The organism is Streptomyces sp. NPDC043952 (assembly GCF_056435325.1).
In genome coordinates this window covers 96,114-118,563 of sequence record NZ_JBWKES010000003.1, presented here as the reverse complement: position 1 = coordinate 118,563, position 22,450 = coordinate 96,114, and the positions used below count along the sequence as shown (strand labels likewise).

General features: G+C 73.3%; 14 protein-coding genes. 6 read left to right on the top strand and 8 right to left on the bottom strand.

What is annotated here, in order from left to right; translation table 11 throughout:
• Nucleotides 1–40: 40 nt before the first annotated feature.
• Both AC069R_RS04310 and AC069R_RS04305 read right to left on the bottom strand, forming a co-directional pair.
• The gene (locus AC069R_RS04310) at nucleotides 41–1,825 is read right to left on the bottom strand and encodes an RICIN domain-containing protein (RefSeq protein WP_478764396.1); all 1,785 of its coding nucleotides are present in this window, start codon (nucleotides 1,823–1,825) and stop codon (nucleotides 41–43) included.
• A gap of 161 nt (nucleotides 1,826–1,986) precedes the next feature.
• A complete protein-coding gene (locus AC069R_RS04305; protein ID WP_478764394.1) occupies nucleotides 1,987–3,159 on the bottom strand; it encodes an FAD-dependent oxidoreductase in 1,173 nt (390 codons plus the stop codon).
• Nucleotides 3,160–3,367: 208 nt separating this feature from the next.
• Between AC069R_RS04305 and AC069R_RS04300 the strand changes: the two genes are divergently transcribed.
• Nucleotides 3,368–4,378: a Ppx/GppA family phosphatase gene (locus AC069R_RS04300; protein ID WP_478764393.1), complete on the top strand. Its 1,011-nt coding sequence runs from the start codon at nucleotides 3,368–3,370 to the stop codon at nucleotides 4,376–4,378.
• A gap of 49 nt (nucleotides 4,379–4,427) precedes the next feature.
• Here AC069R_RS04300 and AC069R_RS04295 read toward each other — a convergent pair whose 3' ends face one another.
• Nucleotides 4,428–7,067, bottom strand: a complete 2,640-nt coding sequence (locus tag AC069R_RS04295) for a WD40/YVTN/BNR-like repeat-containing protein (RefSeq protein ID WP_478764391.1) — start codon at nucleotides 7,065–7,067, stop codon at nucleotides 4,428–4,430.
• Nucleotides 7,068–7,200: 133 nt separating this feature from the next.
• On the bottom strand, nucleotides 7,201–8,298 hold the full coding sequence (locus AC069R_RS04290) for a GNAT family N-acetyltransferase (protein ID WP_478764389.1): 1,098 nt from the start codon (nucleotides 8,296–8,298) through the stop codon (nucleotides 7,201–7,203).
• 208 nt (nucleotides 8,299–8,506) lie between these two features.
• On the opposite strand from AC069R_RS04290, the gene AC069R_RS04285 reads away from it, so the two are divergent.
• From AC069R_RS04285 to AC069R_RS04270, 4 genes are all read left to right on the top strand, one after another.
• On the top strand, nucleotides 8,507–8,923 hold the full coding sequence (locus AC069R_RS04285) for a PaaI family thioesterase (protein ID WP_478764388.1): 417 nt from the start codon (nucleotides 8,507–8,509) through the stop codon (nucleotides 8,921–8,923).
• Nucleotides 8,924–9,672: 749 nt separating this feature from the next.
• Complete coding sequence (locus AC069R_RS04280) at nucleotides 9,673–11,844, top strand: glycoside hydrolase family 31 protein (RefSeq protein WP_478764750.1); 2,172 nt, start codon at nucleotides 9,673–9,675, stop codon at nucleotides 11,842–11,844.
• A 128-nt stretch (nucleotides 11,845–11,972) separates the two neighbouring features.
• Nucleotides 11,973–13,199, top strand: a complete 1,227-nt coding sequence (locus tag AC069R_RS04275; RefSeq protein WP_478764386.1) for a chitinase — start codon at nucleotides 11,973–11,975, stop codon at nucleotides 13,197–13,199.
• A gap of 193 nt (nucleotides 13,200–13,392) precedes the next feature.
• Nucleotides 13,393–13,920: a hypothetical protein gene (locus AC069R_RS04270; RefSeq protein WP_478764384.1), complete on the top strand. Its 528-nt coding sequence runs from the start codon at nucleotides 13,393–13,395 to the stop codon at nucleotides 13,918–13,920.
• 49 nt (nucleotides 13,921–13,969) lie between these two features.
• Here AC069R_RS04270 and AC069R_RS04265 read toward each other — a convergent pair whose 3' ends face one another.
• The 4 genes from AC069R_RS04265 to AC069R_RS04250 form a co-directional block, all read right to left on the bottom strand.
• Nucleotides 13,970–17,344, bottom strand: a complete 3,375-nt coding sequence (locus AC069R_RS04265) for a pyruvate carboxylase (protein ID WP_478764382.1) — start codon at nucleotides 17,342–17,344, stop codon at nucleotides 13,970–13,972.
• A gap of 247 nt (nucleotides 17,345–17,591) precedes the next feature.
• A complete protein-coding gene (locus AC069R_RS04260) occupies nucleotides 17,592–18,566 on the bottom strand; it encodes a hypothetical protein (protein WP_478764380.1) in 975 nt (324 codons plus the stop codon).
• A 180-nt stretch (nucleotides 18,567–18,746) separates the two neighbouring features.
• Nucleotides 18,747–19,967 carry an MFS transporter gene (locus AC069R_RS04255; RefSeq protein ID WP_478764748.1) on the bottom strand — a complete coding sequence of 407 codons (1,221 nt, stop codon included), beginning with the start codon at nucleotides 19,965–19,967 and terminating at the stop codon, nucleotides 18,747–18,749.
• A 315-nt stretch (nucleotides 19,968–20,282) separates the two neighbouring features.
• Nucleotides 20,283–20,711, bottom strand: a complete 429-nt coding sequence (locus AC069R_RS04250) for a DUF6343 family protein (RefSeq protein WP_478764378.1) — start codon at nucleotides 20,709–20,711, stop codon at nucleotides 20,283–20,285.
• Nucleotides 20,712–21,027: 316 nt separating this feature from the next.
• Here AC069R_RS04250 and AC069R_RS04245 point away from each other — a divergent pair, with 316 nt between their 5' ends.
• On the top strand, nucleotides 21,028–22,329 hold the full coding sequence (locus tag AC069R_RS04245; RefSeq protein WP_478764746.1) for an MFS transporter: 1,302 nt from the start codon (nucleotides 21,028–21,030) through the stop codon (nucleotides 22,327–22,329).
• Nucleotides 22,330–22,450: the final 121 nt, after the last annotated feature.

Below are 22,450 nucleotides of genomic sequence, written 5' to 3'. Positions count from 1 at the left end.
TGCGCAGCCTATGTGCAACTCGCCCGAGAGGTGAAGGAGTTCAGTCCTTTGCCGGGGTGAGCGTGAGGGTCTGCTCGGCGGCGGTGCGGCCCCGGCCGACGGCGCTGTGCCCGGTGTCGGTCCAGGTGCGCACCGGCACGGTCTCCGCGCCGGTGCCGGGGTCGGCGGACAGGCCGAGGACGAGGCCGCTGTAGCGGTTGACCAGGTGGTAGGTGCCGGCCGGGGTGGCGTCCGGGATCAGGAACCACTGCTGTCCGACGGCCGGGCTTCCGCTCCGCTTGCTCACGGTCGGCCGGGTGCCCCAGGCGCGGTCCGCGGTCCTGGTGGAGTCGACGCCGAGCAGGCCCCCGGTGGCGGCGTTGGTCACGGTGTAGGCGCCGTCGCCGGTGGGCCGGAAGGTCCAGGAGGCGCGGGCCGCGGGGGTGGGCCGGGCCGCGGTGGTGGCGGCGGCGCCGGGGGTCTGGGCGAGGACGCGGCCGGTGCCCGCGGCGATCCGGTAGCGGTGCCCGGTGGCCACGGGCGGGGCCGGGCGCCTGGCGGAGTCGAGGGTGAGGTCGACGTACTCGCCGTCGGAGCCGTGCGCGCAGCCGAAGGAGCAGTACGAGCGCAGGGTCCTGCCGACGATCGAGGAGCTGGTGCGGTTGGCGCCGTCGAGGAACCAGCGGTACCAGGAGGCGTTCGTGTAGCCGCCGGTGTCGCCGATGAGGTGCCACTTCTGGGTGGCGAGGTCGTCGGTGGCGTAGAGGTACTGCGGCGCGTTCCCGCTCTGGTCGACGGCCTGCGGTTCGCCGATGTACAGGCCCAGGTAGGCGTCGTAGGCGATGTTCATCACGAACAGCGGGGAGGTCGGGGGTGTCTTGCCGGCCGCGATCTGCTCGGCGGTGGTGCCGGTGTTCACGGGGTCGTACTCGGCGGCGGCGGGGGTGTACCCGGTGGGGTGGTCCGCGTCGACGGGGACGATGTCGCTCTCCTTGCCGCCGGTGCCGGGCTGGGACCAGGCGCCGTCGTACCACTTGCGCCAGGTGCCGGGGGCCATCTTGCCGGCGATCGGGGCGCGGGCGACGTGCTCGTAGAACGCTTTCCAGCCGCCCTTCTTGTCCACGATCCGGGAGCCGTAATAGACGTAGAAGTAGCCGGAGGCGGTGTCCACGAAGAGGCGCTGGTCGCCGTCGCCGTAGTCGTACGTCTGGTTCGGGAAGGCGGCCGTGTCGCCGCGCACGGTGCTGAACGGGGACGTGATGACGTGGTCCTCGATGGTCCAGGTGCGGCCCCGGTCGGTGGAGACGGCGTAGTCGATGGCGTCGAAGTGCAGCCCGTCGCCGAAGGGTTGCGGGGTGAACTCGTTGTGGACCAGGCCGTACCAGTCGCCGGTGTCGGGGTCGATCCACACGCCGGAGAGGTCGCAGTAGTTCTTCTGGGCGTAGCCCGATCCGGCGGGGGCGTAGCTCGCCTCGCGGCCGGTGGGGCTGTTGTCGCACCGCGCGGTGGTGTCGTCGTTGCGGTCGGTGGGGTCGGCCGGGTTGACGGCGGTGCTCAGCGCGCTGTCGAAGGTGGCGGTGTCGAAGTCGGTGCCGGTGTAGAAGTCCCAGGTGCGCGGGTCGTCGGCGCCGTACAGGGCGGCGGACTGCTGGTAGTGGAAGGTGCCGTCGCGGTCGAGGAAGGGGCTCGCGGGGGTGTCCGTGGGGTACGGGAAGGGCACCGGGCTGCCCACGGTCACGGTGTAGGCGGAGGCGGGGGTGGCGGACGCCGGGGAGGCTGTGGCGCCGCCCAGGACGAGGGCGGCGGCCGCAGCCACGGCGCCGCCCGCTCTGCTCAACAGTCGCACGGATACTCCTCGTTGCCGGAGCGATGCGGGAGGTGATGCCGGAGGTGATGCGGGAGGGTGGGGCCGAAGGTCCGGTCCCACGGAACGATCAGCCCCCGGCGGTGTCCCGGCAATGGACTCCCGTGCGCTGCCTCTTGCACTTTCGCGCGCGGGCCGGCCGGTCAGCCTTCCCCGGACAGCGGTGTGCCCCAGTCCAGCTGGCGGATCAGTTCCCCGTCCCGGTGGTCGGGGCGGTGGTCCGGGGCGGCGGGGCGGGCGGGGGCGTGGGTGCCGCGGGAGATGCCGCCGCTGACGGTGATGTTGTGCTCCACGCGCGGGCGCCGGTGCCGCTCGTACGCCTCGAACGCCCGCGCCGGGTCCGGCAGATCGCGCAGCGCCTTGGCGAGGACGACCGCGTCCTCCAGCGCCATCGAGGCGCCCTGACCGGTGGCCGGGGAGGCGGCGTGGGCCGCGTCGCCGACGAGCAGCGCCCTGCCGGTGTGCCAGCGGGTGCCGAGCGGCATCTCGGTGGCGTTGGTGACCATGACGGGGCCCGGACAGGCGGCCACCAGCGCGGCGGCGGGCGTGGGGTCCGCGCGCAGCAGGGGCAGCAGTTCCTCGCGCGGTACGGCGCTGCGCGCGCCCGGACCCCGCTCGGGCAGCGGGTCGCCGCCGACGCGCGCGAACCAGTACGTCTCCCCCGTCGGCGCCTGCGCGTAGCCGAAGGCGCTCGCGCTGCCGCGCACCATGGTGATGGCGCCGCTGCCGCCGGTGCCCGGCGCGCCGGGGGTGCGGCCGTAGAAGACGCGCTGTCCCGCGTAGCCGGGCCGCGCCTCGGGGGCGAGGGCGCGGCGGACGGTGGAGTTCAGGCCGTCGGCGCCGATGAGCAGGTCGCCGCCGGCGGTGCCGCCGTCCGCGAAGCGTGCGGTGACGCCGCCCGGTCCTTCGGTCACGGAGGTCAGCCGGGCGCCGCGGACGAGGCGGATGCCGCGTCGTGAAACCTCCTGCTGGAGCGCGGAGTTGAGTTCGGCGCGGCGCAGGCAGCGGTAGCGCAGGCCGGGTTCGGCGACCTCGCCGAGCGGGACGTGGGCCAGTTCGGTGCCCGCCGCGTCCAGCAGGCGCAGCGAAGTCAGCGGAAAACCGATGGCCGTCACGGCCCGGCCGGCCTCCAGTTGGGCCAGGGCGCGCATGCCGGTGCTCGCCAGGGTGAGGAAGGCGCCGGCGTCCTGGTCCGCGCCGGGATGGGCCTCGTACACGCGGACGTCCAGGCCCGCCCGGTGCAGGCCCAGTGCGGCGGCGCTGCCCGCGATGCCGCCGCCGATCACCAGGACCCTGGTCGCTGCCGTACCGGTCATTGCCGCTCCCCATGCCGTCAGTGGTGCCGACCATCCAAGTACAGCCGGGGGCCGGTTGGGGCCCGGTTCTGGACAGGGGCGGGTGCCCGTCCGACGCGCGCCGGTGGGTGCCGGGAGCGCTCCGGGCGCCACCCGCCGACGCGTGGTGTGCGCACGACCGCCCCTCGTGCGCAGGCGTCCCGGCGGGCCAGGTGGGTACGCACCGGCCATGCGCGTGAGTGTGGTGGATGCGGGTTCGAACACGGTACGCCTGGTGATCGCGGATGTGGAGGGGGGTGTTCCGCTGCCGGTGCACACCGTCAAGTGGAAGCTGCGCCTGTCCGAACAGGTCGGTGCGGACGGCACGATCGGCGGGGAGGCGGTGGAGCGGCTGGTCGAGGCGGTGGCCGAGGCGGGTGAGACGGCGCTGCGCTGGAAGGCGGCGGGCCCGCTGGCGTTCGCCACGGCGGTGGTGCGGGGCGCGCCGAACCGGGCGGAGGTGCTGGAGCGGGTGGCGGCCGGGACCGGGATCCGGATGTGCACCCTGCCGGGCGAGACCGAGGCCGAGCTGACGTTCCTGGCGGCCCGGCGCTGGCTCGGCTGGAACGCGGGGCCGCTCGCGCTGCTCGACATCGGCGGCGGTTCGCTGGAGGTGGCCTTCGGGCGGGGCCGGCTGCCGGACTTCGCGGCCTCGCTGCCGCTGGGCGCGAACCGGCTGACGCGGGAGTACCTGGACGTGCGGGATCCGCCCGGCGCGGGCGAGTTGAAGGAGCTGCGCCGCCGGATCCGGCACGAGCTGCGGGACGTGGCGGCGCGGATACGGTGGGAGTCGCCGCGCACCGCCGCGGTCAGTTCCCGCACGTTCCAGCAGCTGGCCCGGTTGTGCGGGGCCGCGCCGGGGCGGTTCGGCCCGTTCGAGCCGCGCGCGCTGCGGCGCCGCGACCTGGGTGCGGCGGTGCACACCCTGGCCGCGCTGCCCGCCGCGGAGCGCGCCCAGTTGCCCGGTATCTCCGCGCCGCGCGCCGGGCAGAGCCTGGCCGGTGCCGTCGTCGGGCACACCGCGCTGAAGCTGATGGGGCTGCGGCGGGCCGTGGTCAGCCCGTGGGCGATCCGGGAGGGCATCCTGCTGCGCTACATCGAGGACGGCGCCGACTGGTGGGCGCGGACCGCGGGGTCCTGCCTCCCGGTGGCGCCGTCCTCGGGGGTGTCGCTGCGCAGCGTGGTGGGGCCCTCCGCGTAGCGCGGGGAGAGGAGCGGACCGCGATCGGCCGCCCCTCCCCCGGCCGCGGTCAGCGCAGGGTGCCGGTCCTGATGGTGTAGATGCCCCGGCCGTGCGTGGCGGCGTACAGCGTGCCGCCGTCGGGGCTGGTCTTCAGCTGGAGCACGGCGACGGCCGGGAGGTCGCCGACGCGCTTCCAGGTGGTGGCGCCCGGCGCCCGGTAGACGACGCCGAGGTCGGTGCCGACGGCGAGGCCGCCGTCGGCGGTCACCAGCGCGGAGTTGGTGGGCACGTCCGGCAGGTTGCCGGAGATGTCCTTCCAGGTGGTGCCGCCGTCCGTGGACTCGAAGACGTGGCCGACGCCGGCGCCGGGGCCCTCGGTCCACTGCCGGGAGAAGCCGTTGACCGTCAGGAAGACGTGGTCGGCGTTGTGCGGGTCGATGGCGAAGCCGCTGAGGTAGCGGTTGGGCACCGTGCCGTCCACGGGCAGGTTGATGTCGTGCCAGCCGGTGCCGTCCGCGTTGCCGACGGCGATGCCGCGGGCGAAGCCCTGGTCGTTGCAGGGGCCGCACCAGGCGGCGTAGACCTTGCCTCCGGAGGCGGCGACGCCGGTGGCGGTACGGCCCTCGCCGAGGTCGTGGGCGCTGGTCCACTCGGAGCCGCTGCGGATGGCGTAGCCGTGGTGCTGCACCCAGACGTGGCGGCCGCCGGCGACCCAGGTGTTGCCGTCCTGCATGTCGGCGGCGAGCGGGGCGATGAAGCGGGCCTCGTCGGTGGCGTTGTCGGGCGGGGCGACCGAGTACGACGTGGCCTTGCTCGGGTCGTTGACCCAACTGCCGTCGTTGACCGCGCAGTTCTGGGTGACCTGGATGGCGAGGTAGACGTACTCCTGGGCAATGTCGCACCCGTTGGCGGGGTCGGTGAGGGTGTCGCCGCCGTCGCCGCCGAAGTTGGAGCCCATCACCGTGTCGTTGCTGCGCAGGATGGACTGGCCATTGTCCTGGAGGCCGCCGGTGACGGAGACGCCCCCGTGGTCGAGGTCCTTGCCGATGCCCACGGAGTAGTACTCCAGGGCGTCGATGGTGCCGTCGTTCAGGGACGTCCAGTCGGTGGCGTGGCCGGAGGCGTCCTGGGAGCCGTTCACCGGGCGCTTGTAGATGCCGCCGTCGTTGCCCACGTACACGTACGGCTTGCCGTGGTAGCTGCCGATGGCGACGCCGTGCTGGTCGGAGTGGGTGGTCTGGCTGCAGTCACCGGTCTGCTTGGCGGGGTCGATGCTCCAGCAGGAGAAGGTGAAGTTCCAGTACGGGCCGACGGTGGACCAGGTGCTGCCGCCGTCCTTGGTCTCGTAGACCTCCTCCAGGCCGGCGTACAGGTGCTCCGGGTTCTTCGGGTCGACGGCGAGGAACTGGTTGTACCAGGCCTGCACGCCGGGCATGTAACCAGCCGTCGTGAGGGCCGAGTTGTCGGCGGCCAGGCCCTTGTAGTCGGCGATCTTCGTCCAGGGTCCGGCCGGGGAGCCGGACTTGGAGACGTAGATGCCCTCCAGGCCGCTGTCCGGGTTGGTGTCGAGTTGCTCGGGCGACTGGTCGATGGCGTAGTAGCGGGAGCCGTCGGCGGAGCGGGCGAAGGTCACGTTGCCCACGTCGTCCGGGTCGGCCGGGAGGTCGCCGAGGCCGTCGGTGATCCGCTTCCAGGTGCCGCCGGACCTGGTGTAGAAGCCGTTGTAGTCGTCGCCGCCGCGCCAGCCGATCGCGAGGACCACCTTGGCGGGGTCCTTGGGGTCGATGGCGATGTCGTTGGCGATGTTCTTGTACGCCGCGTCCGGGTCGTGGGCCTTGGGGCCGTTCGGCAGGTAGTCCGGGTTGGGCGCGAACTCCAGCTTCCAGGGGCCCTTCAGGTTCCTGGTGGAGTGGCTCCACACGCCCTCGCTGGTGGCCGCCCACACCGTGCCCCCGGCGAAGCGCAGCTCGTGGATGGTGGTGCTCTCCAGTTCGTCGCCGCCGACGCGGGTGCGCTGGGTGAAGGTGCCGTGGTGCGGGTGGGCGAGGACGTAGACGCCGCTGCCGAGGTAGGCGTCGGAGTTGGTGGTGGCCTCGCCGGTGCCCAGCCACAGCCGGCCGGCGCCGTCGAGGGCGAGCGCGCCGGTGGACTGGGAGGGCAGCTTGTCGCTGATGGGCTGCCACTTCCCGCCGCCGGTGCGCGAGCGCCAGACGCCGCCGCCCGCGCTGCCCGCGTAGACATAGCCGTCGTCGTCCGCGGCCACGGCGGCCATCCGGCCGGTGACATCGCCCGAGCCGCCGCTGGAGTTGGAGTCGATGTCGCGGTAGCGCGGGTCGTCCGAGTTGTACGGCAGGTCGGTGATGTTCTTCCAACTGCCGCCGGTGCTCTTGAGTTTGCCCAGGTCTCCCCAGGCGGCGCCGTAGGCTCCCGGCGCGACGATGCCGGGTGAGGTGCGGGCCTCCGCGAACTGGTCCGCGCCCTCGGCGATCTCGTCCGCCTCGTTGCCGCCGTCGTCGTCCCCCGACAGCCGCGGCGTCATGGCGCCCGCCGACTCCGTCCGCTCCTTGGCGAGTTGGCCGAGGGCGCGGACGCCGAAGGGGCTCGCCGCGCGGCCGGCGGCGGACGACGGGGGTGTCGCGACGAGCGCGGCCGACGCGGTGATCGCGCAGACGGTGAACCACCGTCTGCTGCGGGATGGTACGGACACCAGACCTCCAGGAACAGGCATTCGACTCTGCCGACGCAGGAGACCCGATCACACGGGCGGGCGGCGCTCCGCCGCTTGGCGAACATTTGACGCGTACGCGCCAGTAATAGTCCTGCTGCCCGCCGTGCCGCCGTCAGGGGCGGGCGGCGCCCTGCGCGCGGGTGCGCAGCGAGCCCGCCGTCCGCAGCAGCCGGTCGGCGGGTTCGCGCAGCCGGGGGTGGGCCAGCACGGTGTTGCGCAGGCCGCGCGCGGGCCCGCGCCACAGGCGGTGGGCGAGGGCCACCGGGTGCGGCCGGGTCAGGAAGCCTTCCCCAACCCGCAGTTCGCGGGTCTTCAGCCAGTCCTTGTACTCCTTGTCGCCGCGTCCGAGATCCACCAGGCCCACCCCGTGCCGGGCGGCGGCCTCGGCGGTTCGCAGATGCATCATCAGCCCTGGTGAGTAGCGGGGCAGTGCGGGGTCGTACGCGGTGAACCAGGCGGCCAGTACGGTGCTCGACCGGGGGCCGAAATGGGCGGCGACCGGGCGGTCGCCCGCGTAGAGCACCGACAGCACGCCGGTGCAGTGCGGTTCCCGCAGGCGGAACATGTCCTCGACCAGGGCGACGATCCAGGGCCGGGAGAAGCGGTCCATGCGGCCGGTCCTGCGGTACTGCGCGGACTTCCAGCGCATGAGGGTGCGCAGCGCCTCGGGGTCGCGCTCGTCGAACACGAAGCGCACCTCGCCGGCGTCCCGGCCGAGTCGGCGCTCCTTCTTCAGGGTCGTCTTCGCCTGTCCGGGATACGCGCCACGCAGCCAGCCGGCGTAGTCGCCGTCGCCGGGCCGCACGTCGATGACGGGGGAGGCGAAGGTGGCGGTGACGTACGGCTCGAACGGCCGCTGCCCGGCGGCGAGATGGTCGAACGCGAAGCTGCTCAGCTCGCAGGCGCGCAGCAACTCCCCGGTGTCCCAGGTGACTTGGGGCCGGTGCACCAGGGCCTGGCAGTCGGACAGGCCGAGCCCGATCGCCCGGCCGGTGCCGAAAGGCCCCCGCTCGTACGGCAGGAAGCCGACATCCCGGCCGTCCTCGCGCAGCACCGCCACCCGGACCCCGCCCCGGTGCCGGCCGACCGCGAGGGCGAACTCCGGGGCGAGGAAGGGGTTGGCGAACGCGGGTGACGCGTCCATCGCCTCGTGCCAGGCCCGGCGCTGACCGGCCGTCAGCTCGCCGGATGCGTGGACGGTGATCTCCACTCGGCTCCCCCGCCTTCCCGCCGCGCGACGGGCGCCCGGTCCCCCGCCGTGCGCCGCTGCTCAAAACTGGCGAAACAGACGGACCCTGTCAAGGGCGCGCAGGCGGCGCGGGGCGGCCGCTCCCCGCGAACTCCCCGTTCCGCGACAGGGGATGGCGCCGGCTGGCAGACTTCCCGATCATCCTGGCCCTGAGGAGAGGCGGTACGTCATGACGTCCCATTCCGAGCCCGCCGAGCTGCTGGCCGCGATGCCGTTCGCGGCCGGTCTCGGCATCGAGCTGCGGGAGGCCACCGCCGAGCGCGCCGTGGGCTCGCTCGCCTGGTCGCCCCGGCTGTGCACGGCCGGCGGCGCGCTGCACGGCGGGGCGCTGATGGCGCTCGCGGACAGCGTGGGCGCGGTGTGCGCGTACCTCAACCTGCCCAAGGGGGCAGCAGGCACCTCCACGGTCGAGTCCAAGACCAACTTCCTGCGGGCCCTCACCTCGGGCCGCGTGCACGCCACGGCCCGGCCGCTGCACGTCGGCGGCACGCTCATCGTGGTGCAGACGGAGCTGCGCGACGACCGGGACCGGCTGGTCGGGCAGACCACGCAGACGCAGATCGTGCTGCGCGAGCCGGCCGGCTGAGACACGGTCGTGCTGCGCAGGCAGGCCGGCTGAGTCACGGTCGTGCTGCGCGGGCAAGCCGGCTGAGACACGGCGGCCGGAGGGGCCGGACCGCGCCGGGGGGCGGGGTCCGGCCCTTTGCCATGCGTGCCCCCGCCCCGCGCGGAGCGTCCCGCATCCACCCGCGGTATTGACATGAACCTGTGCTTCCTTCGAGTCTTCGTGCGTGAAGTTGCTTGGTTTCGCGCCTCTTCAAGCACTTCCGTGCAAGCTCAGGTACTCCGCACCGACGCGAGGGGAGCTGTTCCGCCGTGCGAAGACTCCGACACCGGGTGCCGTGGCCGGCCTGGGTGCCGCTGGGGCTGGTGACCGCCCTGGCGGGCACCGCACTGGTCGCCCCGGCGCCCGCCGCGGCCGCCGCCACCGGCGCCGTACTGGACCCCGCCCACAGCAGTGTCAGCTGGCAGAGCCCCGCCTACCCCAAGGGCACCGGCGGCGGCCCCGAGACCTGCCCCGGCGCCGATCCCGACGACAAGGTCTGCGACCGCTTCGACCTGACCGTCTCGGTGCCGTCCGGCTACTGGGACGACAACCCCGAGGGCGGCGTCCCGCTGAACATCCGGTGGGACCACCCCACCGACGACTTCGACCTGTACGTGTACGACGACCACGGCACCCAGGTGGCCTCCAGTGCGGGCACCGCCGACCCCGAGGCCACGGTGATCCCGCGGGCGTCCGGGACGTACCACGTGGTGGTGGTGCCGTACGACGTGCACGACGGCTCCTTCACCGGCACGGCCTATCTGCCCGCGACCGAGGACGCCGGCGATCTGACGTCCTTCTCGGGCGGCGACGGCAGCTACACGATCCGGGCCGGGCAGCTCGTGGCGCGTGCCGATTTCCTGACCGGTGGTCAACTCCGGCTCCAGGCCGATCCGTCGGGCACGCTGAGCGATCCGGCGGGCACCGAGATCGTGCGCACGGAGCCGGCGGCGGACCGGCACACCTCGTCCTTCGACGCGGGCGGCTACTACGGCATCCGCGCGTCCGGGGCGGTGCTGCGCGTGTACAAGAAGCCGCTGCGGTTCGGGTTGTACAAGGCGGACAACCGCACCCGGATCTGGCAGGAGGACAAGCCGCTGCGCTGGTCCACCGGCGGAATGCGGCAGAGCCTGGACCGGGGCGCCGACGAGCAGTTCTTCGGCGGCGGGGAGCAGAACGGCAGCTTCTCGCACCGCGGGCAGACGATGTACGTGTCCAACAGTTTCGACTGGACCGAGGGCGGCTACAACAACTCCCAGCCGTTCTATCTCTCCAGCGCGGGTTACGGCGTCTTCCGCAACACCTTCGCGCCGGGCGTGTACACCTTCGGCGCGCCGGTGACCACGGGCCAGCAGGAACGGCGCCTGGACGCCTACTACTTCCTCGGTGACGCCAAGCAAGTCATCGGCAAGTACACGAAGTTGGTGGGCAGGCCGTTCATGCCGCCGGTCTACGGACTGGAGCCCGGCGACTCCGACTGCTACCTGCACAACGCCAACCGGGGCGAGCGGCACACCCTGGACGCCCTGAAGGTGGCCGACGGCTACACCGAGCACCAGATGCCGCTGGGCTGGATGCTGGTCAACGACGGCTACGGCTGCGGCTACGAGAACCTCCAGCAGACCGCGCAGGGCCTTCAGGACCACCACGCCCAGCTCGGCCTGTGGACGCAGGACGGCATCGACAAGCTCGCCGAGCAGGTCAAGGCGGGCCAGCGGGTGGCCAAGCTGGACGTGGCCTGGGTCGGCAACGGCTACCGATTCGCCCTGGACGCCTGCGACGCGGCGAAGAAGGGCATCGAGGACAACAGCGACGCGCGCGGCTTCGTCTGGCTGCCCGTCTCCTGGGCGGGCGCCCAGCGCTGCGGGGTGCTGTGGAGCGGCGACCAGCAGCTGTCCTGGGACTACATCCGCTGGCAGATCCCGACCTACGCCGGGGCGACGATGTCCGGCATCGCCTACGACACCGGCGACGTGGGCAGCATCTACCGCCACGACGCCAAGATGTACACCCGCGACCTCCAGTGGAAGGCGTTCCTGCCCGCCATCATGACCATGGACGGCTGGGCTACCGACCTGACCACCAAGAAGCCCGCCGACCAGCAGCCGTGGCTGGACGGCGAGCCGTACACCTCCATCAACCGCACCTACCTCCAGCTGAAGGAGCGGCTGCTGCCGTACATGTACACCCTCTCCGCCGACGCGGCGAAGACGGGGGTCGGCGCGGTGCGTCCGCTGTGGCTGGAGTACCCGGACGATCCCGGCACCCTGGGCCCGGACGCCACGTACGAGTTCCTGTCCGGCCCCGACTTCCTGGTCGCGCCGGTCTACCAGGACTCCGACACCCGCGACGGCATCTATCTGCCCAAGGGCACCTGGACCGACTACTGGACCGGCCGCACCTACCACGGCCCGACCACCGTCAACGGCTACCACGCCCCGCTCGACACGCTCCCGCTGTTCGTGCGCGAGGGCGCGATCGTCCCCATGTGGCCCAAGGGCACCACGAGTTGGCAGACGCGGGACCGGCACGAGCTGGACTGGGACCTGTACCCGTCGGCCCACGGCAGCAGTGGCTACACGCTGTACGAGGACGACGGCGTGACCCGTGACTTCGCCAAGGGCGCGCACGCCACCCAGCGGGTCTCGGTGCACCGGGACGCGCACGGCACGAGCGTGTCCGTGGGCGCGAGCAAGGGCGACTACGCGGGCAAGCCGGCCGCCCGGACGTACCGGTTCACCATGCACGGCGGCTCCGCGCCCGCGCGTGTCCTGCTGGACGGGCGCCAACTGCCGCGCTCCGCCTGGTCGTTCGACCCGGCAACTCATGTCACGACGGTCAGCACGGCGAGCCTGCCGCTGGACCGGGGCTTCGGTCTGCGATTGGTCGACAACAGGTAAAGGGATTGTATGGTCTAGTCCAAAGAGCAGGTTGGTCTAGGCCAACTTATTGACGTGGCCGCAACAGCTCCCGGAGGGTGGGGGCTCCTCCCCCACCTCGGGTTCTCCCCACCCTCTGGAGGCACGCAGTGAGACGTCTTCACGCCTGTCTGAGCGCGGCGGCCGCCGTCGTGCTCGCCGCCGCGGGCACCACCGCCCTGGTCGCGGCCAACGCCTCGGGCGCCACTCCCCAGGACGCCCTGAGCAACCGCTGGTACGCGGCCGCTCCCTATCTGATGCCGCTGGACAACGACCCGCCGGACCCGGCCGCCATCATGGACGCCACCGGCCTCAAGGCGTTCCAGCTGGCCTTCGTGCTCGCCCCCAACGGCGGTGGCTGCTCGCCCACCTGGGGCGGCACCGCACCGGTCTCCTCGGACACCGCCGTGAAGTCGATGATCGACACGATCCGCGCCAAGGGCGGCGACGTGTCCGTCTCCATCGGCGGCTACGGCGGCATCAAGCTCGGCCAGGCCTGCGCGGACCCGGCGTCCACGGCGGCGGCGTACCAGCAGGTGATCACCAAGTACGGCCTGCACGCCATCGACTTCGACCTGGAGGAGCCGGAGTACGAGAACACCGCGGCCATCACGAACGAGATCGGCGCCGCGAAGATCCTCCAGCAGAACAATCCGGGCCTGTACGTGTCCGTGACGACGGCCGGCACGGCGGACGGCACCGGCTGGTTCGGCAAGCAGATGCTGCTGGAGGCGAAGTCGCAGGGGTTCACCCCGAACAACTTCTCCATCATGCCGTTCGACGGCGGCTTCAACGGAGCGGCGAGCCAGACCAGCGCGCTGACCAACTTCAACGCGATCCTCCAGTCCACCTTCGGCTGGGACGAGGCCACCGCCTACGCCCACGAGGGCTTCTCCGGCATGAACGGCCGCAGCGACACCGGAGAGATCTTCACCCAGAGCGACTTCCAGACGGTGCTGGACTACGCGACCAGCCACCACATGGACCGCTTCACGTTCTGGTCGCTCAACCGCGACCGCCAGTGCAGCCCGCCCGACAACGGGGGCCGTACATCCGGGACTTGTTCCAGCGTCGCGCAGAGCGACTGGGACTTCGCGAAGTACTCGGTGAAGTTCGCGGGCGTCACCCCGCCGACCGGCACGCCGACCCCCACGCCCACCCCGACCCCGACGCCTACGCCGACCTCGTGCAAGCCCGCGTGGAACTCGTCCACCGCGTACACGGGCGGGTCCGAGGTGTCGTACCAGCAGCACAACTGGAAGGCCAAGTGGTGGACCCAGAACGAGGTGCCCGGCGCCTCCGCCTGGGGACCCTGGCAGGACGAGGGTGCCTGCTGAACCGGCGCCCGCCCGGTGACCGGGGGCGCGCGCGGTGGGTCACCCCGCCGGGCGCGTCCCCGGCCGGGCGCCCGGCGCGGAACCGGTCCGTCCGGGTGACACGCGGCGCCACCTGCGCGACTGGTGGAATACGCCAGGTGGCCGTAGCGTCGATGGCATCTGCTCGGACACGGCACGAACGGTGGGAGCGGCCATGCGCGGATCAGTGGCGGGAACGGCGGTGACCCTGGCGGCAGCGGCACTGCTGACGGCGGGAATGACGACGGCTTCGGCCAGCCCGCCGACCACGACCCCGGCACCGAACACGACCGCGTCACCGGCCGCGACCACCTCGCCGGGCGCGACGGCGCGGGGCTCGCGCGGGGACAGGGTGCTGGTGGACTGCTTCGCACACCGCAATGTGCGCCCCACGGACTTCATCCTGGCCTGCGGCGACGGCAACAGCCGCCTCAAGGGGCTCCAGTGGTCCAGCTGGGGCGCCGGCGGCGCCACGGGCACGGGCACGAACTGGGTGAACGACTGCAAGCCGTACTGCGCGGCCGGCACCTTCCACCCCTACCCGGTGGTCATCCGGCTCAGCGGTGACACGCGGTGGAAGAAGCACCCCTCCTTCGACCGCTTCACCCAGCTGACCCTGACCTACACCGGCGCGCGGCCGCAGGGCTTCCAGCGCGTGATGTCGTACCCGCTCTGGGACGGCCCCTCGTCACCGCAAGGCTGACAGCGCACCAGCGGCCGGGTCCGGCGAGGACCCGGCCGCTTCCGCGCGCTCAGGCGATCTCGACCAGCAGGTCGCCGCCCTCCACCTGCTGGATCCGGTTGATGGCCAGCCGGGACACCCGGCCCGCCTTCGGAGCCGTGATCGAGGCCTCCATCTTCATCGCCTCGATGGTGGCGACGGTGACACCGGCCTCGACCTCGTCGCCCTCGGCCACCGAGAGCGTCACCACACCGGCGAACGGCGCGGCCACATGGCCGGGATTCGACCGGTCGGCCTTCTCCGTCACCGGCACGTCCGAGGCCGCCGCCCGGTCGCGTACCTGGATGGGCCGCAGCTGGCCGTTGAGCGAGGACATCACCGTGCGCATACCGCGCTCGTCGGCCTCGCCGATCGCCTGGAGCTCGATCAGCAGCCGCACGCCGGGCTCCAGGTCGACGGCGTACTCCTTGCCCGGCCGCAGCCCGTAGAAGAACGCCTTGCTGTCCAGGACGCTCGTGTCGCCGTACGCCTGCCGGTGGCCCTCGAACTCCCTGGTGGGCGCCGGGAACAGCAGCCGGTTGAGGGTCGCCCTGCGGTCCTTGGCCAGCCCCTCCCGGTCCTCCGCGGACAGCTCGGGCACCGGCTTGGCCGCGGCGCGACCCTTGAGCGCCTTGGTGCGGAACGGCTCCGGCCAGCCGCCGGGCGGAGTGCCCAGCTCCCCGCGCAGGAAGCCGATCACCGAGTCGGGGATGTCGAACCGGTCGGGGGTCTGTTCGAAGTCGGCGGGGGAGACCCCGGCGCCCACCAGGTGCAGGGCGAGGTCGCCGACCACCTTGGAGGACGGGGTGACCTTGACCAGGCGGCCCAGGATGCGGTCGGCGGCGGCGTACATGGCCTCGATGTCCTCGAAGCGGTCGCCGAGGCCGAGCGCGACGGCCTGGGTGCGCAGGTTGGACAGCTGCCCGCCGGGGATCTCGTGGTGGTAGACACGCCCGGTCGGCGCGGCGAGACCCGCCTCGAACGGCGCGTAGATCCGGCGCACGCCCTCCCAGTACGGCTCCAGGTCGCCGACCGCCTGGAGGTCGAGGCCGGTGGGCCGCTCGGAGTGGTCGGTGGCGGCCACGATCGCGGACAGGGACGGCTGCGAGGTCGTCCCGGCCATGGAGGCGACCGCGCCGTCCACCGCGTCCGCGCCCGCCTGGATCGCGGCGAGGTAGGTGGCGAGCTGGCCGCCCGCGGTGTCGTGGGTGTGCAGATGCACGGGCAGGTCGAACTCGCGGCGCAGCGCGGAGACCAGGGTGGCGGCGGCCGGGGCGCGCAGCAGTCCGGCCATGTCCTTGATGGCGAGGACATGGGCGCCCGCGTCGACGATCTGCTCGGCGAGCCGCAGGTAGTAGTCGAGGGTGTAGAGCCGCTCGCCGGGGTCGCTCAGGTCGCCGGTGTAGCAGAGGGCGACCTCGGCGATGGCGGTGCCGGTCTCGCGCACGGCCTCGATGGCGGGGCGCATCTGGCCGACGTCGTTGAGGGCGTCGAAGACGCGGAAGATGTCGATGCCGGTGGCGGCGGCCTCCTGGACGAAGGCGTCGGTGACCTCGGTCGGGTACGGGGTGTAGCCGACGGTGTTGCGGCCGCGCAGCAGCATCTGGAGGCAGATGTTGGGCACCGCCTCGCGCAGGGCGGCCAGCCGCTCCCAGGGGTCCTCGGCGAGGAAGCGCAGCGCGACGTCGTAGGTGGCGCCGCCCCAGCACTCCAGGGACAGCAGCTGGGGCAGGGTGCGGGCGACGACCGGGGCGACGGCCAGCAGGTCCTTGGTGCGCACGCGGGTGGCGAGCAGCGACTGGTGGGCGTCGCGGAAGGTGGTGTCGGTGACGCCGATCGTCGGCGATTCGCGCAGCCGGCGGGCGAAGCCCTCGGGGCCGAGTTCCACGAGGAGTTGACGCGATCCGGCGGGCGGCTCACCGGCCGGCAGCGCGGGCAGCTTGGTCAACGGGTCGAACAGTTCGGGGCGTTCGCCGTGCGGCTTGTTCACCGTGACGTCGGCGAGGTAGGTGAGCAGCTTGGTGCCGCGGTCCGCGGAGGAGCGGGCGGTGAGCAGGTGCGGGCGCTCCTCGATGAACGAGGTGGTGATCCGCCCGGCCTGGAAGTCCGGGTCGTCGAGGACGGCCTGGAGGAAGGGGATGTTGGTGGCCACGCCGCGGATGCGGAACTCGGCGACGGCGCGCCGGGCGCGGCCGATGGCGGCCTTGAAGTCCCGTCCCCGGCAGGTGAGTTTGACCAGCATCGAGTCGAAGTGGGCGCTGATCTCCGTACCGGCGTGGGTGGTTCCGCCGTCGAGCCGGATGCCGGAGCCGCCGGGCGAGCGGTAGGCGCTGATCTTGCCGGTGTCCGGGCGGAAGCCGTTGGCGGGGTCCTCGGTGGTGATACGGCACTGGAGCGCGGCCCCGTGCAGGGTGATGGTCTCCTGGGCGAGGCCGAGGTCGGCGAGGGTCTCGCCGGCGGCGATCCGCAGCTGCGCCTGGACCAGGTCGACGTCCGTGACCTCCTCGGTGACGGTGTGCTCGACCTGGATGCGCGGGTTCATCTCGATGAAGACGTGGTTGCCGTCCCGGTCGAGCAGGAACTCCACGGTGCCCGCGTTGCGGTAGCCGATCTCGCGGGCGAAGCGCACGGCGTCGGCGCAGATCCGCTCGCGCAGCGCGGGGTCGAGGTTGGGGGCGGGCGCCAGCTCGATGACCTTCTGGTGGCGGCGCTGGAGCGAGCAGTCCCGCTCGAAGAGGTGGATGACGTTGCCCTCGCCGTCGGCGAGGATCTGCACCTCGATGTGGCGCGGGTCGACGACGGCCTTCTCCAGGAAGACGGTCGGGTCGCCGAACGCGGAGGCGGCCTCGCGGGAGGCGGCCTCGATGGACTCGCGCAGCTGGGCGGGGTCCTCGACCCGGCGCATGCCGCGCCCGCCGCCGCCCGCGACCGCCTTCACGAACACGGGGAAACCGATCTCCCCGGCGGCGCGCACCAGTTCGTCCACGTCGGTGGAGGGCTGGGAGGAACCGAGCACCGGTACGCCGGCCGCGCGGGCGGCGGCGACCGCGCGCGCCTTGTTGCCGGTCAGCTCCAGCGTGGCCGTGCCGGGGCCGACGAAGGTGATGCCCGCCTCCTCGCAGGCGCGGGCCAGCTCCGGGTTCTCGGACAGGAAGCCGTAGCCGGGGTAGACGGCGTCCGCCCCGGCCCGGCGGGCGGCGGACACGATCTCCTCGACGGAGAGGTAGGCGCGCACCGGGTGGCCCGGCTCGCCGATCTCGTAGGCCTCGTCGGCCTTGAGCCGGTGCAGCGAGTTGCGGTCCTCGTGCGGGAACACGGCGACGGTGCGCGCGCCGAGTTCGTAGCCCGCCCGGAACGCGCGGATCGCGATCTCTCCGCGGTTGGCGACCAGCACCTTACGGAACATCCTGGAATCCCTTCAGCTGCCTGGCGGCGACGAACGTCATGGTGACCGGGACCATGGTGGTCAGGACACGCCCTGCCCTGCCGTTTCCCGCGCAACCCTAGGGGCTGGCCGAACGCGGCCGTATGCGAAAACCATCACACCGAGGGTGTGGGCGGCGCCACAGGTGTGCGGGGCGGGTCGGGGCGGGTTCGGTCCGGGCGTGGGCGGTGTGCGGTGGCTCGGGCCGTGGCTCGGGCCGTGCCTCGGGTCAGCGTTCGAGGGATGTCATCGCGGTGGTGGGGGCCCGGCCGCCGGCGGGGGCGGGTGCGGGGTGGGGGGACGCGGGGGCGGGGACGGCGGCGGCCGCGGGGAGGACCGTAGGGGCCGTAGGGGCCGTAGGGGCCGTAGGGGCCGTAGGGGCCGTAGGGGCCGTAGGGGCCGTAGGGGCCGTAGGGGCCGTAGGGGCCGGTCGAAGGGTGCGGGTGCGGGTGCGGGTGCGGGTCGGGACGAGGGAGCGGGCGAGGGAGCGGGCGAGGGTGCGCAGTCGTTCGCGGCGGCCGTGCAGGAGGCCGAGGACGATGGCCGAGCCCACCGCGATCAGGTGCTCGCGCCCGGCGAGGTTGGGCACGGCGATCGACTCCCACACCATCGAGCCGCCGGTCAGGGTGAACACCACCGGGGCGCGCCGGACGACCGAGAGGTAGGTGAACAGGCCGACGACCGCCGCCGAGGGCCCGGTGTCCAGGACGTGCCCGCATTCGGCCGGCAGACCGAGGCCCCACCAGCCGGGGCCGATCGCGATCATCAGCCGGGCGACGAGGGTGCCGGCCAGCGTGGTGGCATAGGCGATCGCGAGGGTGCGGGAGCGGCCGAGGGTGAGTTCGGCGAGCGCGAAGGCCAGGAACAGCTGGGTGATGCCGGCCCAGACCGGCAGGTCGAGCGCCGGGACGTACAGCGACACGGGGGTGCGCAGCAGGGACAGCCACAGCGGCAGGTCGGCCTTGACGCCGCCGAGCCGGGTGACCCACACCGCGCCGGTGGGGTGCTGGGCGATGTCGTGGAAGAAGATGACGCCGAACGCGGCGACGAAGGCCAGCAGCAGGCCGGACAGTCCGCGCCGGGCGAGTTGCCGTACCGGGTCGACGACGATGGCCTGCCATTCGCCGCGCAGGGTGCGCCCGGTGAAGCGGGCGAGGCGGGCCGCCGCCGGGCGGAGCCGGTCGAGACGTCTCTCCGCGGTCATGAGACGGGACAGCCCGTCGCCTTCGCCTTCGACGCACCTGTCATGCCCATCGCCCCCTTCGGCCCGCGTCCGGTGGTCGACCGTACGAGGCTTTCCCCTACCCGCTCGTTTCCGGCAATCACCGGGTGACTGCCGACGGTGTTCTCCGGGCCGTGTGGTCGCGCGGCCCAAGGGGACAGTTCAGCGACCCGCGCGACGGTCGTCAAGATCTTTAACGGGTGGGAAGCCCCACAGGCGGACGGAACGGAAAACTGGGGCGGGAAGGCAACCTCCGCCCCTCCGGACACGTCGTCCGAGTCGGATGCTCCGGCGCCGGCCGAGCAGCACGGCGCAGGCTCCGGTGGTCAGCAGGCCGCCGGCGAGGAAGGTGCCGCGCACGGCCGCGAGCGGCAGGATCAGCGCGCCGAGGGCGGCGCCCGCCGCGATCCCGGCGTTGTAGGCGCCCGAACCGGCCGCGAGGGCGAGATCCGTACGGCCGGGCGCGCAGATCAGTATCTCGTGCTGGGCGGCCATGAACACCGGTCCGAGCGCGCCGCCCGTCAGGGCGAGGAACACCACCGCCGCCACCGGGTGCGCGCCGGTCGCGTACAGCCCGAGCATGCCGACCGCCTGGACGGCCACGGCGCAGGTGAGCGCGGCGCGCGGGAAGCGGTCCAGCAGCGCCCCGGTGATCCCCACTCCGGCGAGGCACGCGGTGCCGAACACCACGAGGAGCAGGTCGACGGCGCCCGGCGAGAACCCGCTGACGGTGCCGAGGAACCGCACGACGTACGTGTATCCCGTGAACGCCCCGGTGGCGGACAGGGCGCCGGCCGCGAGCACGGTCGCGAAGCGGCGGGTGTCGGGGGCGGTGCCGTAGGCGGCGGGCCCGGCCTCGGGGGGCGAGGTGGGGAGCAGCGCCGCGATCGTCGCCAGCACGACAAGGCCCGGGGCGGCGAGCGCGCCCAGGGGCACCCGCCAGTCGGTGCGCCCGCCCAGCCAGGTGCCGGCGGGCACACCGAGTACGAGGGCGAGCGAACCGGCGACGGACAGCGACCCGATCACCCGCCCGCGCACCTGCGGCGCGAACAGACCCACCGCGACCGGTCCCAGCACCGCCCAGAACAGCGCCTGGGCGAGCGCGGCCAGCAGCCGGGCCGCGAGCAGGGGGCCGTAGGAGCGGGCGGACGCGGCGAGCAGGCTGGAGACGACGAGCGCGGCCAGCAGGGCGGTGAGCACATGGCGCCGGGGCACCGTACGCGTGCCGTGGGCGAGCGGCAGGGACTCCAGGGCGACCGTCACGCCGTAGCCGGTGACCAGGAGACCGACCGCGGAGGGGGACACCCGCAGGCTCCGGGAGATCGCGTCCAGCAGGCCGACCGGCAGGCTCTCCGTCGTGTTGAAGGTGAAGGCGGCCAGCATCAGGGCGCCGAGCACGGCCGGGCCGCGCCAGGGCGCCGTTCGCCCGGTCCCGGCCCGCGCCGCCCGCTCGATGCCGTCCGCCGTGGTGTCCATGGCCCCAGCTCACCGGGGGCGCGGGGTACGGCGCAACGCGTTTACGGCCCGGACGGACACCGGCCCCGCCGTATGCGGGGAGGCTTCCGGACCTCGTGACACGGCGGGGCAGGCGGTACGTCAGCAGACTGCCCCCGGAATCCGGGATTCAGTAGCGTGCGTATGGCATATTCACGCCCTGCGTCCGGCCAAAGCCACGCAAAGCGGCGCCCTCGGCCAGGGCTAGCCGATGGCGTCCTCGGGCCGGTCGGTGGCGTCGTCGGCCGTGCCGCGCGCGCGCCGCCGGCGGCCCGTCACCCGGACCAGGTCCAGTGCCGCGGCCAGGGCGAGGATCCCGCACACCACCGCGAGGACGGTCAGCGGACCGCTGCCGGGACTGTCGCCGGGGCCCTGGTGGGCGGACCAGAGGGCGAAGCCCACGGTGGCGGCGGTGAAGACGGGAAGGAAGAGGGCGGAGAGGATCAGGCGCAGGCGCAGGGCGCTGCGGGCGGTGACCGGCTCGGTGCCGGCGGGTTCGGTGCCGGTGGCTCCCGTGCCAGCGGGTCCGGTGCTGGTGGGGGCGCGTGCGGAAGCGTGCGCTGGAGTGCGCGCGGGGGCGGGGTGTGCGCGGTGCGCCGGTGGTGGCGTCCGTCCGTTCCGGTGATCAGCCATGACGGCCTCCTCGCGCCCGTGACGGCCCTTGCGGGATCCCCGTCCGCGTAGCCCGGCGCGGCGTCCGTAAACCGGCTCCCGGCGGGGCCTGTGAGCAACCCCACGCGACGGTCCAACTACCTTACCCGTACTGCGGTTTGAGCCTCGTACGACCCGCCCCGCGGGGGTCTTGGCAGGCGCCCCTCCCCCGCCGTCTGTCACGATGGCCAACGCCCTGACCGGGTAGCCCGGCCGTGCAGCGCAGCCGGCTCGCGGGCACCGTCGGTCACTGCTCCCCACCCTTGTCGAGTACTCCTCCGTGTCCTTTTCCCCTGACGTGGCCGCACCCGCCTCGCGTGCGCCGTGGCGGTCGCTGCGGCACCGCGGTATGCGCTGGTGGTCGGTCGCCAACCTCGTCTCCAACGCCGGCACCTGGATGCAGCTCACCGTGCAGAACCTGCTGGTGCTGCACATCACGGGCTCCGCGGCGGCGACCGGTCTGTCGATGTCCGTGCAGGCGGCGCCCGCGCTGTTCGTGAGCCTGCTGGGCGGTGCGGCCGTGGACCGCTGGCCCCGGAAGCTGACGGTCGCGGTCAGCCAGGCGCTGCTGGGCGCGGTGGCCTTCACCATGGCGCTGCTGGTGGCCCTGGACCGGATCGACATGACGTCGCTGCTGGTGCTGGCCGCCGTGACCGGTGTGATCGCCACCGTGGACGGCCCGGCCTGCGCGCTGCTCGGCAACGACCTCGTGCCCGTGGAGGACGTGCCGTCCGCGATCGGTGTCGGTGCCCTCGTGCACAGCGCGGGGCGGCTCGCGGGCACGGCGCTGGCCGGGGTGACGGTCGCCCTCCTCGGCACCGGCGCCGCGTACGCGGCCAATGGGCTGTCCTTCCTGTTCGTGGCGTCGGTGGTGCCGTTTCTGCGGCCCCTGCGCGCGGCCACCGAGCGGCCCGTGGCCGAGGTGCGCCGCGAGCCCGAGCCGGTGCGGACGAGCGCCCGTGAGGGCCTCGCGTACTTCGTGCGGCGGCCCCGGCTGCTGGCTCTGGCCGGGATCACCGCGATCAGCTCCGTCTTCGGCCGCAACTACGGCCTCACCCTCGCCGTCCTGGTCACCGGGCCGCTCGCGGGGGGCGCCGGGTCGTTCGGCACGGTCTCCACGGTGCTGGCGGTCGGCGGCATCCTCGGCGCGGTGCTCGGCGCCCGGCTGCGCAGCCCCTCGGTGCGCACGGTGGGGCTGCTCGCGGCGGCGGGCGGGCTGCTCCAGGTGGTGGCCGGGCTGTCGCCGTCGCTCGCCGTGCTGCTGGTGCTGGTGCTGCCGATGGCCGTCGTGGAGTCCGTCTCGGACACCGCGGGCACGGCCGTGCTCCAGACCGATCCGCCCGCGCATCTGCGGGGCCGGGTGCTCGGGGTGTGGAGCACCATCGGCACCGTGTGGGGCCTCGGTGGCCCGCCGCTGCTGGGCCTGCTCATGCAGACGGCGGGCGCGCGCGGCGCCCTGGTCACGGGCGGTCTGCTGATCGCCGGGTCGGTGGCCGCGGGCCTGCTGCTGCGCCGCCGGGGCGGTCTGCTGCCGGTGGCGGCGGTGCCGGCGCCGGACGGGGACGTACCGCAGCGGGTGGCGCTGGGTACGGCGGCCTGATCCGCAGGCGGGTGCCGGAGCGGCCGGTACCGGTCGTGCGCCGGGTGGCCGGTCTTCACGCCGAGTGGCAGGTGCCGGTGTCACTCCGGGTGGCCGCCGACTTCACGCCGGGGGGCCAGCT